This window comes from Roseovarius sp. M141 (assembly GCF_024355225.1).
Lineage (GTDB): Bacteria > Pseudomonadota > Alphaproteobacteria > Rhodobacterales > Rhodobacteraceae > Roseovarius.
On sequence record NZ_VCNH01000008.1, the window covers coordinates 2,622,662 to 2,637,220 of the forward strand.

15 protein-coding genes and 1 tRNA gene are annotated in these 14,559 nt (G+C 63.3%); 9 read left to right on the plus strand and 7 right to left on the minus strand.

All coding sequences use genetic code 11. From position 1 onward, the window contains the following. Window positions 1-187 precede the first annotated feature (187 nt). The 4 genes from FGD77_RS16760 to FGD77_RS16775 are packed head-to-tail and all read left to right on the plus strand — an operon-like array spanning window position 188 to window position 3,976. Window positions 188-871 carry a haloacid dehalogenase type II gene (locus tag FGD77_RS16760; protein WP_255011348.1) on the plus strand — a complete coding sequence of 228 codons (684 nt, stop codon included), beginning with the start codon at window positions 188-190 and terminating at the stop codon, window positions 869-871. Then, complete coding sequence (locus tag FGD77_RS16765) at window positions 872-1,720, plus strand: alpha/beta fold hydrolase (RefSeq protein WP_255011349.1); 849 nt, start codon at window positions 872-874, stop codon at window positions 1,718-1,720. Continuing rightward, the gene (locus FGD77_RS16770) at window positions 1,717-2,697 is read left to right on the plus strand and encodes a threonine/serine dehydratase (protein WP_255011350.1); all 981 of its coding nucleotides are present in this window, start codon (window positions 1,717-1,719) and stop codon (window positions 2,695-2,697) included. The genes FGD77_RS16765 and FGD77_RS16770 overlap by 4 nt, the downstream gene beginning before the upstream one ends. Window positions 2,698-2,743: 46 nt before the next feature. Next, on the plus strand, window positions 2,744-3,976 hold the full coding sequence (locus tag FGD77_RS16775; RefSeq protein ID WP_255011351.1) for a mandelate racemase/muconate lactonizing enzyme family protein: 1,233 nt from the start codon (window positions 2,744-2,746) through the stop codon (window positions 3,974-3,976). Window positions 3,977-3,980: 4 nt separating this feature from the next. Here FGD77_RS16775 and FGD77_RS16780 read toward each other — a convergent pair whose 3' ends face one another. From FGD77_RS16780 to FGD77_RS16810, 7 genes are all read right to left on the minus strand, one after another. Continuing rightward, window positions 3,981-4,415 carry a PACE efflux transporter gene (locus FGD77_RS16780; RefSeq protein WP_255011352.1) on the minus strand — a complete coding sequence of 145 codons (435 nt, stop codon included), beginning with the start codon at window positions 4,413-4,415 and terminating at the stop codon, window positions 3,981-3,983. 83 nt (window positions 4,416-4,498) lie between these two features. Continuing rightward, the gene (locus tag FGD77_RS16785; RefSeq protein WP_255011354.1) at window positions 4,499-5,428 is read right to left on the minus strand and encodes an AEC family transporter; all 930 of its coding nucleotides are present in this window, start codon (window positions 5,426-5,428) and stop codon (window positions 4,499-4,501) included. Between the two features lie 4 nt (window positions 5,429-5,432). Next, entirely contained in the window at window positions 5,433-6,242 is an 810-nt protein-coding gene (locus tag FGD77_RS16790; protein WP_255011355.1) for an MBL fold metallo-hydrolase, read from the minus strand. Beyond that, window positions 6,242-7,042 (minus strand): TatD family hydrolase, encoded by an 801-nt coding sequence (locus FGD77_RS16795; protein ID WP_255011356.1) that lies wholly within the window; start codon window positions 7,040-7,042, stop codon window positions 6,242-6,244. The genes FGD77_RS16790 and FGD77_RS16795 overlap by 1 nt, the downstream gene beginning before the upstream one ends. Window positions 7,043-7,051: 9 nt before the next feature. Further along, window positions 7,052-8,155, minus strand: a complete 1,104-nt coding sequence (locus FGD77_RS16800; protein ID WP_255011357.1) for a DNA polymerase III subunit delta' — start codon at window positions 8,153-8,155, stop codon at window positions 7,052-7,054. After that, complete coding sequence (gene tmk / locus FGD77_RS16805) at window positions 8,152-8,793, minus strand: dTMP kinase (protein WP_255011358.1); 642 nt, start codon at window positions 8,791-8,793, stop codon at window positions 8,152-8,154. The genes FGD77_RS16800 and tmk overlap by 4 nt, the downstream gene beginning before the upstream one ends. Continuing rightward, a complete protein-coding gene (locus FGD77_RS16810) occupies window positions 8,790-9,956 on the minus strand; it encodes a D-alanyl-D-alanine carboxypeptidase family protein (RefSeq protein ID WP_255011359.1) in 1,167 nt (388 codons plus the stop codon). Before FGD77_RS16810 ends, tmk begins: the two co-directional genes overlap by 4 nt. Before the next feature lie 516 nt (window positions 9,957-10,472). Between FGD77_RS16810 and FGD77_RS16815 the strand changes: the two genes are divergently transcribed. The 5 genes from FGD77_RS16815 to gdhA all read left to right on the plus strand — a co-directional run bounded on the left by FGD77_RS16815 (window position 10,473) and on the right by gdhA (window position 14,351). Beyond that, window positions 10,473-10,562: transfer RNA gene (locus FGD77_RS16815), tRNA-Ser, on the plus strand. Between the two features lie 530 nt (window positions 10,563-11,092). Continuing rightward, complete coding sequence (locus tag FGD77_RS16820; RefSeq protein ID WP_255011360.1) at window positions 11,093-11,380, plus strand: hypothetical protein; 288 nt, start codon at window positions 11,093-11,095, stop codon at window positions 11,378-11,380. A gap of 171 nt (window positions 11,381-11,551) precedes the next feature. Then, window positions 11,552-11,833: a hypothetical protein gene (locus tag FGD77_RS16825; RefSeq protein WP_255014412.1), complete on the plus strand. Its 282-nt coding sequence runs from the start codon at window positions 11,552-11,554 to the stop codon at window positions 11,831-11,833. Next, window positions 11,830-12,612, plus strand: a complete 783-nt coding sequence (locus tag FGD77_RS16830) for a 3-hydroxybutyrate dehydrogenase (protein ID WP_255011362.1) — start codon at window positions 11,830-11,832, stop codon at window positions 12,610-12,612. The genes FGD77_RS16825 and FGD77_RS16830 overlap by 4 nt, the downstream gene beginning before the upstream one ends. Before the next feature lie 389 nt (window positions 12,613-13,001). Continuing rightward, complete coding sequence (gene gdhA / locus FGD77_RS16835) at window positions 13,002-14,351, plus strand: NADP-specific glutamate dehydrogenase (RefSeq protein ID WP_303626380.1); 1,350 nt, start codon at window positions 13,002-13,004, stop codon at window positions 14,349-14,351. Window positions 14,352-14,559: the final 208 nt, after the last annotated feature.

Consider the following 14,559-nt stretch of genomic DNA (forward strand, 5'->3'; position numbering starts at 1 on the left):
GCAAACCGGTGCATAGGAATTTGATATCAAGCGATTGTTATTGAGAGATGTTTTTACAATACCAGCAGACAAAACCCCGGTGCACATCCAAAATCAGGCCACATGGTGCACATGAGCGCCCCCATTTGCACCCTTTCGCGGATCTGCCATCCATGCCAGTCTGCCACCATTCCAGCCGGAGCGCACCATGGCCATAACCACCTGCATCTTCGACGCCTACGGCACATTGTTCGACGTGGCCGCCGCCGCGCGGACCGCCGCAGCCGAGCCGGGTCAGGACGCGCTGGCCAAGTGCTGGCCGCAGATCGCACAGGACTGGCGGCTGCGGCAGCTGCATTACAGCTGGCTGCGTACGATCATGCAGGATCACGTCGATTTCTGGTGCATCACGCAGGATGCGCTGGACTGGGCGCTGGAGGCGCAGGGCATCGACGATGCCGCGCTGCGCGAACGCCTGTTGGCGCTGTATTGGCAACTGGAATCCTACCCGGAAGTGCCGCAGATGCTGGCTGCGCTGAACACGGCGGGGCTGGACACCGCCATCCTGTCGAACGGCACGCCCGAGATGCTGGGTGCCGCCGTCACCTCCGCCGGAATCGGCGTGATGCTGGACGATGTGTTGTCAATCGAGACCTGCGGCATCTTCAAACCGGCGCGCGCGGTCTATGACATGGTCGGCGACCGATTTGCCTGCGCGCCCGGCGAGGTGCTGTTTGTCACCTCCAATGGCTGGGACGCGGCGGGCGCTGCCGCCTACGGGTTCAACGTGGCGTGGGTCAATCGCGACGGCGCCCCGGTCGAACGTTTGCCGGGCCGCCCCGCGCATGTGCTGGCAGATCTGGGCGGCATTCCCGCACTGGCGGGGCTGTAGATGGCGCACTTTACCACCTCTGACGGGCTGAGCCTCCATTATTCCGACACAGCCGAGTACGAGGGCGGCGACGGACCGCCCATCCTTTGCCTTGCAGGACTGACGCGCAATTCGGCCGATTTTCGGCTGGTTCTGCCTTTTTTGGCGGGCTACCGCGTGATCCGCATGGATTACCGCGGGCGAGGCCAGTCGGATTACGCAGACGACATCACCACCTATTCGGTGCCGCAAGAGGCGCAGGACGCCATCGCGCTGCTCGATCATCTGGGGCTGGAGCGTGCCACCATTCTTGGCACCTCGCGCGGCGGACTGATTGCCATGCTGCTGGCGGCAACGCATCCGGGGCGGCTGAACGGTGCGATCTTGAACGATATCGGGCCCGAACTTGCCCCCGGCGGGCTGGACCGGATCAAGGAATATGTGGGTCGGCGCCCCATATTCCGCACCTATGATGAGGCGGCAGAGGGGCTGTCCGCTGTGAACGACGCGCAATTTCCCGGCGTCACCCTCGCGCGCTGGCGCCTGCATGCCGAGAATATCTGGGCCGAGCAGCCCGGCGAACGTCTGGCGCTGCGCTACGATCCGCGTCTGCGCGATGCGCTGATGGGACAGGCCGGCGCCCTGCCCGCCCCCGATCTCTGGCCGTTCTTCGATGCGCTGGCGTCAATGCCGCTGACTGTGCTGCATGGCGCGAATTCCGATCTGCTATCTGCGGACCTCTTCGCCCGGATGCAGGCCCGCGCGCCCACCATGCGCGCATTCACCGTACCGGACCGGGGCCACGTGCCCTTCCTTGACGAGGCGGCATCGCTGGACGGGATCTTGTCCCACCTCAGGGATTACGCATGAGCGATATCGACATGATCCGCGCCGCCGCCGCGCGCCTGAAGGGCCACGCGCGGCGCACGCCGCTGCTGTCGTCGCCGTTCCTTGACCAGATCGCCGGTCGACGCATCTGGGTCAAACCGGAATGCCTGCAACATACCGGAAGCTTCAAGTATCGTGGCGGGTATTCGGCTGTCTCGGCACTGGATAAGCGCGCGCGCGGGGTTTTGGCGTTTTCGTCGGGAAATCATGCGCAGGGCGTGGCGCTGGCGGCCGCGCAGCACTGTGTGCCTGCTGTCATCATCATGCCCGCCGACGCGCCCAGCTTGAAAATCGCCAACACGCACGCCTTGGGCGCCGAAGTCGTACTGTACGACCGCGCCGCCGGTGAAAGTCGCGAGGATCTTGGCGAGGCGCTACGCACAGAGCGGAACCTGACCTTGATCCGCCCCTATGACGAGCCGCAAGTCATCGCAGGCCAGGGCACGACGGGCCTTGAGATCGCCGAGGATGCCGCCGCGATGGGCATCGCACGCGCCGATGTACTGGTCTGCTGCGGCGGTGGCGGCCTGACCTCCGGCATCGCGCTGGCGCTGGAGGCGGACGCGCCCGGCCTGCGCGCCCGCCCCTGCGAACCGGAGGGGTTCGACGACACCGCACGATCCCTCAGCGCGGGCGCAATACAGCGCAACGCACAGCCATCGGGCGGACTATGCGATGCGATCGTTACGCCGCAGCCGGGCGACATCACCTTTCCCATCATGCAGCGCCTGTGCGGCCCCGGCCTGGTCGTGTCGGACGAGGAGGCGCTGCACGCCATGGCGCTGGCATGGGGCCGACTGAAACTGGTGGCCGAACCGGGCGGCGCTGTTGCGCTGGCGGCTGCGCTGTTCCGCGCGGATCAGATCGAAGGCGACGACGTGATCGTCACCATCTCGGGCGGGAATGTGGATGCGGGCATGTTCCAGCGGGCGCTGACCAGCTACGGCGATCTGACATGAGTCGCGCCCATCGCGGCGCGCAATCCTACCAAAGAGGAGCCTGACCATGCGCCTTTCAACCCTCGATATCATCATCACCGCCCCCCCCGCGCCCGGCTGGGGCGGGCGCTACTGGATTCTCGTCAAGGTGACGACCGATACCGGCATCACCGGCTGGGGGGAATGTTACGCGGCCAGCGTCGGCCCCGAGGCAATGCGCGCCGTTATCGACGACGTGTTCGAGAGGCACATGGCCGGCGAGAACCCCGAGAATATCGAGATGATGTTCCGCCGCGTCTATTCCTCGGGTTTCACGCAGCGGCCCGACCTGACGGTGATCGGCGCGTTTTCCGGGCTGGAAATCGCCTGCTGGGATATTCTGGGCAAGGCGCGCGGTCGCCCCGTCCATGCCTTGCTGGGCGGGCGGATGAACGACCGGGTCCGCGCCTACAGCTACCTCTATCCCCTGCCCCACCATGACGAAGACGAATTCTGGTCCTCGCCCGACATGGCCGCCGAAAGCGCGGCAGAGCTGGTCGATGAGGGCTATACCGCCGTCAAGTTCGACCCGGCCGGACCTTATACCCTGCGCGGCGGGCACATGCCCAGCCTCAGCGATATCGAGCAATCCGTGCAGTTTTGCGCCGCCATCCGCGAGGCGGTGGGCACCCGCGCCGACCTGCTGTTCGGCACGCATGGGCAGTTCACCACCGCCGGCGCGATCCGGCTGGGCCGCGCCATCGCGCCTTACGATCCGCTGTGGTACGAGGAGCCGATCCCGCCAGACAATGTCGCCGCCATGGCGCGCGTGGCATCCGCCACCGGCCTGCCCATCGCAACGGGCGAGCGGCTCTGTACCAAGGCCGAGTTCGCCCCCGTCCTGCGCGAGGGGGCGGCCAGCATTCTGCAACCGGCCCTTGGGCGTGCGGGCGGCATTTGGGAGTGCAAGAAAATTGCGGCCATGGCCGAGGTCTATAACGCGCAGGTGGCGCCGCATCTCTATGCCGGCCCTATCGAGTGGGCGGCAAACGTGCAATTGGCGGCGTCCTTGCCGAACCTTCTGATGGCCGAAACCATCGACACGGAGTTCCACCGCGCCCTGATCCGCGACTCTATCCGCATCGAAGACGGCTATATCGCCGTACCGGACGCGCCCGGCCTTGGGGTCGAGGTGGACGAGGATCTGGCCCGCGCGCATCCCTATCGCGGCGAGAGCCTGCATCTGGAAATGACCGAGGAGCCTTGCAAATATCACGGCCCCAACGCCTTTACCGGCGGGGCGCCACGGGATCAGGACTGAGGCATCAGGACTGCGGCGCCGCCTGATTGCCCGGCACAGGAAAGATGATATCGTAAAGCCAGTTATAGACAAACGCATAGACGAGATAGAACAGCGCGAACGCGATATCCATCCAGAACGCCTGTAGCAACGTGATGCCCAGATACCACGCAAGGAATGGCATCAGCACCAGCAGCAGGCCGAATTCAAACAGGATCGAATGGACGATACGCAGCCCCAGCCCCTTGCTTGTGTGGCCCACGCGGGCCTGCATGACCTTGTCGAAGATCAGATTGTAGATATAGGTCCACAGTGTCGCCAGCGTGGCGCTGACAATGGCGACGATGCCCATGTCGTGCATCGGCAGGCTGAACACCCAGCCACCCACTGGCACGACAATGGCCAGGCCCAGCCCCTCGAACACGAGGGCGTGACGGATGCGGTCGGCAGTGCTTCGCATGAGAGAGGCGCCCCCTTGTATGATCTCCGCCCCGCCATAGCGCCGCCCGCGCGCCGCCGCAACCGGGGGACACCGGGATGTGACTACGGCAGAACGCTCAGCCAGCCCCACGCCGTCACGATCGACGCCGCTGTGCCGATCAGCACGGCAGAGGCTGCAACGCGGCGCGCCACGCCATACATGTTGGCAAAGATATAGGCATTGATCCCCGGCGCCATCGCCCCGGTGATAACCGCGCTGCGCAATGCCGATGTCGGCAGATCCAGCACCTGCCCCAGCCCCAGCGTGATCGCCGGATGCAACAGCAACGACACCGCGCAGATCGCGACGATGATACGCAGGTCGCCCTCGGGGCGGTATTGCACCAGCACCCCGCCCAGCCCGAACAGTGCGGCCGGCAGCGCAGCGCGCGCGATCAGGTCCAACCCGTCCTGAAGCGGCGCGGGCACCGGCACCCCCGCCAGATTGACGACAAATCCAAGGCCGATCCCAATGATCAGCGCGTTGGAAAACATCGCACGCGCCACCTTGCGCAGCACCGCGCCGCCCGCCTGACCGCGGGCGCGCGCGATCTCCATCGCGGTGATACCGACGGCGTAGCAAAACGGTGAATGCATCGCGATGATCGTGTAATTCGCCTCCAGCGCCCCGGCGCCATAGGCGCGTTCGGTGATCGGCAGCCCCAGAAGGAGGGAGTTCGAGAACAAGCAGCAAAACCCGATGGCAATCGCGTCGGGCCAGTCACGCCGAAAAATCAACCGCGCGCCGAATGTACCGACCCCAAAGCCCGCCAACGCCCCCGCATAGAAACTGAACAGCAGCGGCACATTGAAATTCTGGCTCAGATCCAGTTGCGAGATCGCGGTGAACAATAGGCAGGGAATTGCGAAAATCTGGGTAAAGCGGATCAGCCCGTCGACGCCGCTTTGCGCAAACCAGCCCAGCCAGACCACCGCATAGCCCGCCCCGATCACCACAAAGACCGGCAGAACGACGTCCAGAAACGCAGCCATCCCGCTAGACCTGAAAGGTCAGCGTCATCCCGTCATAGGCGACATCGACGCCATCCGGCATTTCGGACAGCAGCGTGTGATAGTCCATGTCGGTATGCATGTTGGTGATGATCCCCTGCCGGGGCGCGGCGCGCGCGATCCATTCAAGGCTGCGCGCCAGATGGATATGCGTCGGATGTGGCTTGCGCCGCAACGCATCCAGAATCCATGTATCGAGACCCTTCACCGTATTCCAGCACGCCTCATCCATGTCCGCCACGTCGGGCAGATAGGCCACATCCCCGATGCGAAATCCCAGCGCGTCGATGGCGCCGTGGTTCACCTGGAATGGCGTCAGGGTGATCGCGCCGCCGGCGCCCGTCACCGTCACGTCGCCGTCGATGGTGTGCATATCCAGAATGGGCGGATAGGCTGACCCCTCGGGCCGTTCAAAGGCATATCCGAACCGCGTCATCAGCGCGTCCCGCGTGACGGGATCGGCCCAGACCGGCAGGCGTCCGGACATGTTGAATACGATGATGCGCAGATCGTCCAGACCATGACAGTGGTCGGCATGGCCGTGGGTATAAACCACCGCATCCAGCGTGCCGACGCCGTGGCGCACCAGTTGTTCGCGCATGTCGGGGGCGCTGTCGATCAACACACGGGTAAGGCCCCCCGGCCCCTCCTGCTCGATCAGCAGTGAACACCGCGTGCGCCGGTTGCGCGGCTCATCGGGATCGCAATCGCCCCAGTCGCCGCCCGGTTTGTCGGCCAGGCGCGGCACCCCCCCGGAGGAGCCGCAGCCAAGGATGATGAAACGCCGCGTCGCCATCAGCCCTGCCTCCCGTATGCGGCCGCCTTGGCGAACAGGCGATCAAAATTTGCTTGAGTCTGCGCGGCGAAATCGGGCCAGTCCATGCCCATCGTCTCGGCGCCCTTCTGGGCGGTATGCAACGTATAGGCAGGCTCGTTCCGGCGGCCGCGATGCGGCGGCGGGGCGAGGTAAGGCGCGTCGGTTTCCACCAGAATCCGCTCGCGCGGCGTGGCGGCAAAGATGTCGCGGATCTCCTGACTTTTGGGAAAGGCGGCGATGCCCGACATGCTGAGGTAGAAATCCAGCTCCAGCGCCGCACGTGCCAGCGCAGCGCCGGAGCTGAAGCAATGCATGACGCAGCTATAGGCGCCATTGCGGTATTCCTCGGTCAGGATCTGCGCCATATCGTCATCGGCATCGCGCGCGTGGATGATCAGCGGCAGGCCGGTCTGCCGCGCGGCGGCGATATGGGCGCGCAAGGACGCCTGCTGCGCCTCGGCGCTCTCGGCGGTGTAGTGGTAATCCAGCCCCGTCTCGCCGATGCCGACGAATTTCGGGTGGCGCGCCAGTGCGATCAGGTCATCGACGCTTGCCATCGGCTCAGCCGCGACGCTCATCGGGTGGGTGCCGACGGCGTAGAACACCGGCGCGTGCGCTTCGGCGATGGCGCGCACCTGCGGCTCGGACCGCAATTTCGTGCAGATCGTGACCATACGCGTAACCCCGGCAGCGACCGCGCGGTCAATGACCTGCGGCAGTTCCTCGGCAAAGTCGGGGAAATCGAGGTGGCAATGGCTGTCGGTGATTTCAACGTGCATACAGACCCTTCAGGCGGGCTGGTGCGCCGCCGCCTTTTGTATTCTGAACACCGTATCTAGGACGAGCGCGGCAGGGTCAAGGTTGACCGCCCGGCCATGACGCATGCGCGCGCCGACGTCCTGCGCGCAATCGGCCCAGCGGCGCGCGGCGGCCAGATCGGGGGCTGCGCGGGCCAGCATCTGCGCCTCGCCGGGGGCGCCCTCGGGGGTGGGGGCTGCGCCCGTTGCGCCGGTCCGTGCCATACGGCCGAGCAGCAGATCGATCAACCAGATCAGAAGCTTCAGGCGATCCTCGGCACCGCGCTGCGCCGCCGCATTGGCCAGCGCCAGCGCGCGGGGGCGGTCGATATTGGGCAGATCCGAGAATAGCTGAACCAGCTCGGCATAGATTTTCAGACCGTCCAGATTGATCAGGCGCATCGCCTCGCCCACCGATCCACCCGATAGGGCGGCCAAGGCCTGCGTATCGCTGCCCTGCTCAATCCCGGCCTGCGTCAAGGCCGCTTCCATGTCGCCCGCATCCAATGGCGGCAGGCGCAGCTCGCGACAGCGCGAGCGGATAGTCGGCAAAAGGCCCGAGGGCTGGTGACTGATCAGAAATAGCGTCGTGCGCGCGGGTGGCTCTTCGAGCATTTTCAACAAGGCGTTGGCCGCCTGAACGTTCATCTCATCGGCACTGTCAATGATGACCGCACGGCGCCCGCCATCGGCGCTGGACAGCGACAGAAAGCCGTGCAGGCTGCGCACGTTCTCCGCCACGATCATGTCGCGCATGCGTTTGGTCTGCTCGTTGATCGTGCGGGTGATATGATAAAGCTGCGGCTCGGACCGGGCCAGCATACGGCGTGCGACGGGGTGATCGGGCGCGATATCGAGGCTGATCGCCGCGCTGCCGCGCGCGTCATGGGCCAGCAGGAACCGCGCGGCGCGCCATGCAAAGGTCGCCTTGCCCACGCCGCGCTGGCCGGTCAACAGCCAAGCGTGATGCAAGCGGTCCTCGGTATAGGCGTCCAGAAACGCGGCCTCGGCAGCGCCCTGCCCGATCAGGCGTGGCGTCTCGCGCGGGTGCGGCGCGCCCTCGATCCGGTCGGGTTGCGCGATGTCGTCGCTCATGCCAGCCGCTCCGCCACTGCGGCGCGCACGTCCTGCGCCACCGCATCTATATCACGCGCGCCATCGATGACACGAAAGCGCGGCGCAAACTCTTTGGCCAATGCCAGAAATCCCTGCCGCATCGCCGCTTGCAGGTCGCCGCCGAACGCCTCAAAGCGATCCTCGCCGCCGCCGCGCTCGATCGCGCGGGACAGGCCGGTGCCCGCCTCCATGTCGATCAGCAAGGTAAGGTCGGGTTCCTGCGCGATCATCAGATCATGCAGCGCCTCGACGCAACGGCGCAGCCCCGGCCCGCGCAGGCCCTGATACATCCGCGTGCTGTCGGCGAAACGATCGCAAATGACGATCCGTCCGGCGGCCAGCGCCGGGCGGATGGTGCGTTCCAGATGGTCGCGACGGGCGGCGGTGAACAACAAAAGTTCCGTCTCGGGCGACCAGCGGTCGACATCGCCGCTGAGAACCAGCGCGCGGATCTGCTCGGCCCCCGCGCTTCCGCCCGGCTCGCGCGTGAGGATGGCGTCATGGCCCAGCGCGGTCAGATGCTCGAATAGCAGCCTTGCCTGCGTGGATTTGCCCGATCCATCAATCCCTTCGAAGCTGACAAACAGGCCGCGCCCGCCCGTATCCGGTGCCCTCACAAGGCGCCCTCGGGCCCCTGTCGCAGCCGGTTCAGCAAGATGCCCGAAACCGTTTTCAGCCGCACGGCAAAGCCGCCACGCGCCACGGCATTGGCAGCCAGCAGCGGCACGCGCGTCTCTGGCATACCCTCGGGGGTGATGACCAGTTCGGCCAAATGGTCACCCAGCGCGATCGGCGCCTGAAGCGGGCCGTCATAGATCACCTCGGCCGCGATCTGATCCCCGCCCAGCACAGGCAGCAGCATCGTGACATCCGCAGCGGTGACAAGGCCCACATTTGTCGCGTCGCCCATCCAGACATCGGCACGTGCCACATCATTTCCGGCCTTGACCAGCGTATTTTCGGCAAACTGGCGGAAGGCCCAGTTGACGATCGCCTCGGCCTCTTCGGCGCGCGACTGAGGGGTCTGCAATCCCGACAGGACAAAGACAACGCGCCTGTCGCCCTGCTTGGCAGATCCGACCAGACCGTACCCCGCCGCCTGCGTGTGCCCGGTTTTCAAACCGTCCGCCCCAATGCCCAGGCTGAGCAGAGGATTGCGGTTTCGCGTGTTCTGCGGCGCGCGCCCGTCGAATTTGTATTCGGTCTCTGCAAACATTGGGTAGAAATCCGGGAAATCAGTGATGATCAGGCGCGCAAGCAAGGCCAGATCGCGCATGCTCATCTTGTGGCTGGGCGCGGGCCAGCCGTTGGAATTGGCGAAGGTCGAATTGGTCAGACCCATCTTCTGCGCACGCTGCGTCATGAAACGGGCAAAGCCAGCCTCGGTTCCATCGGGGCTGAGCGCCTCGGCTATGACCACGCAGGCATCGTTGCCCGACAGCACAATGATACCGCGCAACAGATCGCTGACCGCGACCCGGTCGGTCGTGTCCAGAAACATGGTCGAGCCGCCATAACTCATCGCGTGCTCAGACACGGGCAGTTTTTCGTCCATCGACAGGCGCCCGTCGCGGATCGCCTCAAACGCGACATAGAGCGTCATAAGCTTGGACATGGACGCCGGTGGCAGCGGCTGATCCGCGTTTTTGTTCAGCAATACGGTGCCGGTGCCCACATCCACCACATAGGCCGCCTTGGCCGCCGTATCGAAGGCGGCGACAGGCAACGCGGCGCAGCCAAGCGCAAGGGCGGTCAGGATGGTTCTGAAAGAGCTGATCATGAGGCAAAGTCCGAATGTTGTGTCTGATGGTCTGTAGGGTGGCGTATGTCCTGAGGTGGTGTCCTAATTCCAGGGCGGCGTAGGCGTCATCAATACCGACGCCCTTGACCTTTGACGGAAGCGTCTGACGCCCCGATCGTGTTGGCGATGAAGACGTGCTCGGGCCCGGCCTCGAACGGATTACCGCCTTCAGAACCCTGACAACCCGCCAGCACCAAAGGGGCCGCTCCGCGCCACCCGGCGCTGCCGCTTGCATATGTCAAACCCATGCCCCGCCCCTTGCCTGTTGCGCTCCGGGCTTTTCTACCCCGGCCATGCCCGCCGCGACCCTACCGGACCCGACGAGCCGTCCATGCCGCCACGGTCATTGCGACGTTCGCGCAGCATAACCAGTCCGGCAGGCCAAGAAAAGCGCACTATGCCAATTCAGCGGAATTCCCCAAGGTGAGGCCGGTGGATTTTAGGGCAAAGAGGCGCTTTCAGAATCGCAAACGGGCGATTAGACAGGGCGGCGTCGGAGGAGTGGCAGAGTGGTCGAATGCACCGGTCTTGAAAACCGACGAGGGTGTAAGTCCTCCGTGGGTTCGAATCCCACCTCCTCCGCCAATTTTGAGATTAAGCCCCTGATTGTCATGACATTAAGCTCAGCATGAGAATTTATGCCCTTATCCTTGCCACCCGCCCCATCAAGCTCCAGGATCGCGTCCATAACTGTTGCCTCGGGTGGCGTCCAAGACCGATACTTAGATCTTGGTGGCTGGATGGCGGCGCGGGGATGCACCATAAAATATTCATTTCGCAGTCATGCATGAGCGCACTCAGTGCGTGAATACCGGACAAGCGCGACCATCACGCACCGCAATTGAGAAACTCAGATACACGGAAGCGACCGAGAATCTGCCCATATCCGAGGTGGACAGGTCCACCTCAGCCAGGATCGGCCCGAGATCTATAACCGGGACTCGCTGACAATCTCCTTCCGCCCCACACAGAGATCGAGTTTATCGTCGGCAATTTGGACATAATCCGACAGACGGACTCGAAATAGCTCTCGGCGCTGGCGGCGCACGACTTCTTAGGAAAACACCCAGGGGGGCCGCAGCAACTACGGCACCAACGTGCCTCTGAGGGCGGTCTTGCACACCGGCATCAACAAGCAACTCACACCAGATGATCCCTCCAAGGGGGGGGGCGCGGTCGAGTTCCAGGTAGCCCCCGCGAACACATCCGGGGCACTGATTGCGCTTGTAAATTCGCGTTTTGCAACGCCTGTGCCATTTCCTCAGGGACATCTGATCCGTGGTTTCACCTTCCGGGCTTTCAGTGTTTTCCCGGTTCTGAACCACTACGACACATCGCCGACCGGGACGGAGGCAGCGCATCGGCTGGCCAATTTCACCAGCTGGTCCATCTTCGACGGCTAAAGCGTTTCGAATTATACTTGAGGCACGAAGATCATTCGAAACGCGCGCTATGCATTTATGTTGTGCGCGTTTCAAGAAAAGCAGTGTCTCAGGTTTTTCTCGAAACGCTTTAGCCTGCTTGCACTTGGGCCAAAGGCGCCTAATGTCGGCGTAACTTCCGAAAGGCCAGCCATGACCCAGTTTCGCAAATCCGACAGCCTGCGCGCACTGGCCGATGTGCTGGAGCGCCATCCCCATATCTGGGTATTATCCGACGACATGTATGAACATCTGATTTACGGCACCACGCCATTCGCCACCATGGCCGCCGGGCCGCAACCGCCCGAGGCGATGAACCCCATCGCCACATTCCGCGGCACCCTGGAATACGGCGCAAGCCCACGGGCAATACCTTCCCCCGGCTACAAAGACCTACACGCGGCACATACCCTAACAGAAGGAAACGTATCATGAATCTCAAGGACAAGGTCTGCATCATCACGGGCGGCGCCAGCGGCATCGGCTATGGCATCGCCGAACGCTACATTGCGGACGGCGCGAAGGTCGTCATCGCTGATCTGCGACTGGACGCGGCACAAAAGGCTGCCGATACGCTGACTGCGAATGGGCCAGGCAGTGCGATGGCCGTCGAAATGAACGTGACGGACGAGGCGATGGTTGATGCCGGCGTTCAGCAGGTGATCGACGCTTGGGGCCGGATTGATGTGCTGGTGTCGAATGCCGGTATCCAGATCGTGCATCCGGTAGTCGATTTCCCGTTCGAAGAATGGAAAAAGATGCTGTCGATCCACTTGGACGGCGCATTCCTGACCTCCAAGGCCGTGATGAAACATATGTACAAGGACGGCGGCGGCGCGATCATCTTCATGGGGTCGGTCCATTCCAAAGAGGCGTCGCCGCTGAAATCGGCCTATGTCACGGCCAAGCACGGCCTGATGGGGCTGGCGCGCGTCATCTCGAAAGAAGGTGCCAAGCATGGCGTGCGCGCCAACGTGATCTGCCCCGGTTTCGTCAAGACGCCACTGGTGGAAAAGCAAATCCCCGAGCAGGCCAAGGATCTGGGCATCTCCGAAGAGGAGGTCGTGAGCAAGGTCATGCTGGGCAACACCGTCGATCAGGAATTCACCACGATCAAAGATGTTGCCGAGGTCGCGCATGTCTTTGCCGCCTTCCCGACCAACGCGCTGACGGGCCAGTCGCTGGTGGTCAGCCATGGCTGGTACATGAACTAAGCCGGGCCTGTTCCCTGCAAAATGATAAGGTGCTGGCCATGCAGGCCCGCACCTTTTTTCGCTGCCCAGCTTATCAAAGCCTGACGTGGCAATAATGCCTGCGACATTTACAGTTGAATGATCCTGAAAGCTTCGCAATAGTGCGCCGGAATCGCGCAGTGCAGTGACATATTGTTGCCGTGCGGCGCCAAAATCGCCCAAAGCATCTAATCCCTGTCAGAACGGAGCGTCTTTGCCTGCGACAAACAGAACCGCGCCTTTCGCCCCTCCCGGCCCACGTAAACGACCGCGCGGCGTGCCAGACATACAGGCGCGGCGCAGGTCGCAGCGGCTGCGCTGCGAATATTGCAAGCATCGAATTTTGCACCACGTAAATAAAGGACGACACCTTGAACGTTATCGATGAGCGGCTTCAGCCTATTCTTAACACCGTGCTGCACCGTAATGCAGGCGAACCGGAGTTCCATCAGGCCGCGCGCGAAGTGTTGGAGAGCCTGGGCCGGGTCATCACGAAACATGCCGAATTTTCCGAAGAGGCCCTGATCGAACGCATCTGCGAGCCCGAGCGGCAGATCATCTTTCGCGTGCCGTGGATCGACGATCAGAATCAGGTGCGCATCAATCGCGGCTTTCGCGTGCAGTTCAACTCGGCGCTTGGCCCCTACAAGGGCGGGATTCGGTTCCACCCGTCAGTCAATGTCGGCATCATCAAGTTCCTGGGGTTCGAGCAGACGTTCAAGAACGCGCTGACCGGCATGCCCATCGGCGGCGGCAAGGGCGGGTCCGACTTCGACCCCAAGGGGCGCTCGGACCGCGAAGTCATGCGTTTTTGCCAATCCTTCATGACCGAACTGCACCGTCATATCGGCGAATATGTCGATGTGCCGGCCGGTGATATCGGCGTGGGTGCACGCGAAATCGGCTATATGTTCGGGATGTATAAACGCCTGAACAACCGCTATGAGGCGGGCGTTCTGACGGGCAAGGCACTGTCCTATGGCGGGTCGCGCGCCCGCAAGGAGGCGACAGGTTTCGGCACGGTCTATTTCGTGCGCTCCATGCTGGCCCGGCACGGCACCGATTTCGAGGGCAAGCGCTGCGTTGTTTCCGGGTCCGGCAACGTGGCGATCTATGCGATGGAAAAGGTGCGCGCCTTCGGTGGCAAGGTCGTCGCCTGTTCGGATTCCGGCGGCTATATCGTCGATGAGAATGGCATCGATCTGGAACTCGTCAAACAGATCAAGGAAGTGCAGCGGGGCCGCATTTCCGAATACCCCGCCCTGCGGGGCGCGGGGTGCCACTATGTCGACGGCGGCTCGATCTGGGATGTACCCTGCGAGATCGCCCTGCCCTGCGCCACCCAGAACGAACTGACCGAAGCGGATGCCAAGACATTGGTCGAAAACGGTGTGATCGTCGTGGCCGAGGGCGCCAACATGCCCTGCACGCCCAAGGCCGTGCATCTGTTCCGCGAGGCCAAAGTGCTGTTCGCACCGGGCAAGGCCGCCAATGCCGGCGGTGTTGCCACGTCGGCGCTGGAAATGCAGCAAAACGCCAGCCGCGACAGCTGGAGTTTTCAAAAGACCGAGGACCGGCTGGCCGAAATCATGCATGGCATACACGAATCCTGCGATAAAACCGCCGACGAATACGGCGCGCCGGGCGACTACGTCATTGGCGCCAACATCGCCGGGTTCATCCGCGTGGCAGAGGCCATGCGCGCCTTGGGTGTGATCTAAGGGGGCGGCCGCTCAGACAGGTTTGGGTAAATCCACCTGTTTGAGCGCCCTTTTTGCCAAGCCCTGAAACACGCGACCGCCTTGGTGACATCGCGAATGCCACGCTGCCCGATTTCTTCCATGCCATATACGTGAATTCGCACCTCATCCGCTATCGGTGGGCTGCCAAGGCGCGCGGCAGGCCGTCTTCTCGATAACCTTCGATCGA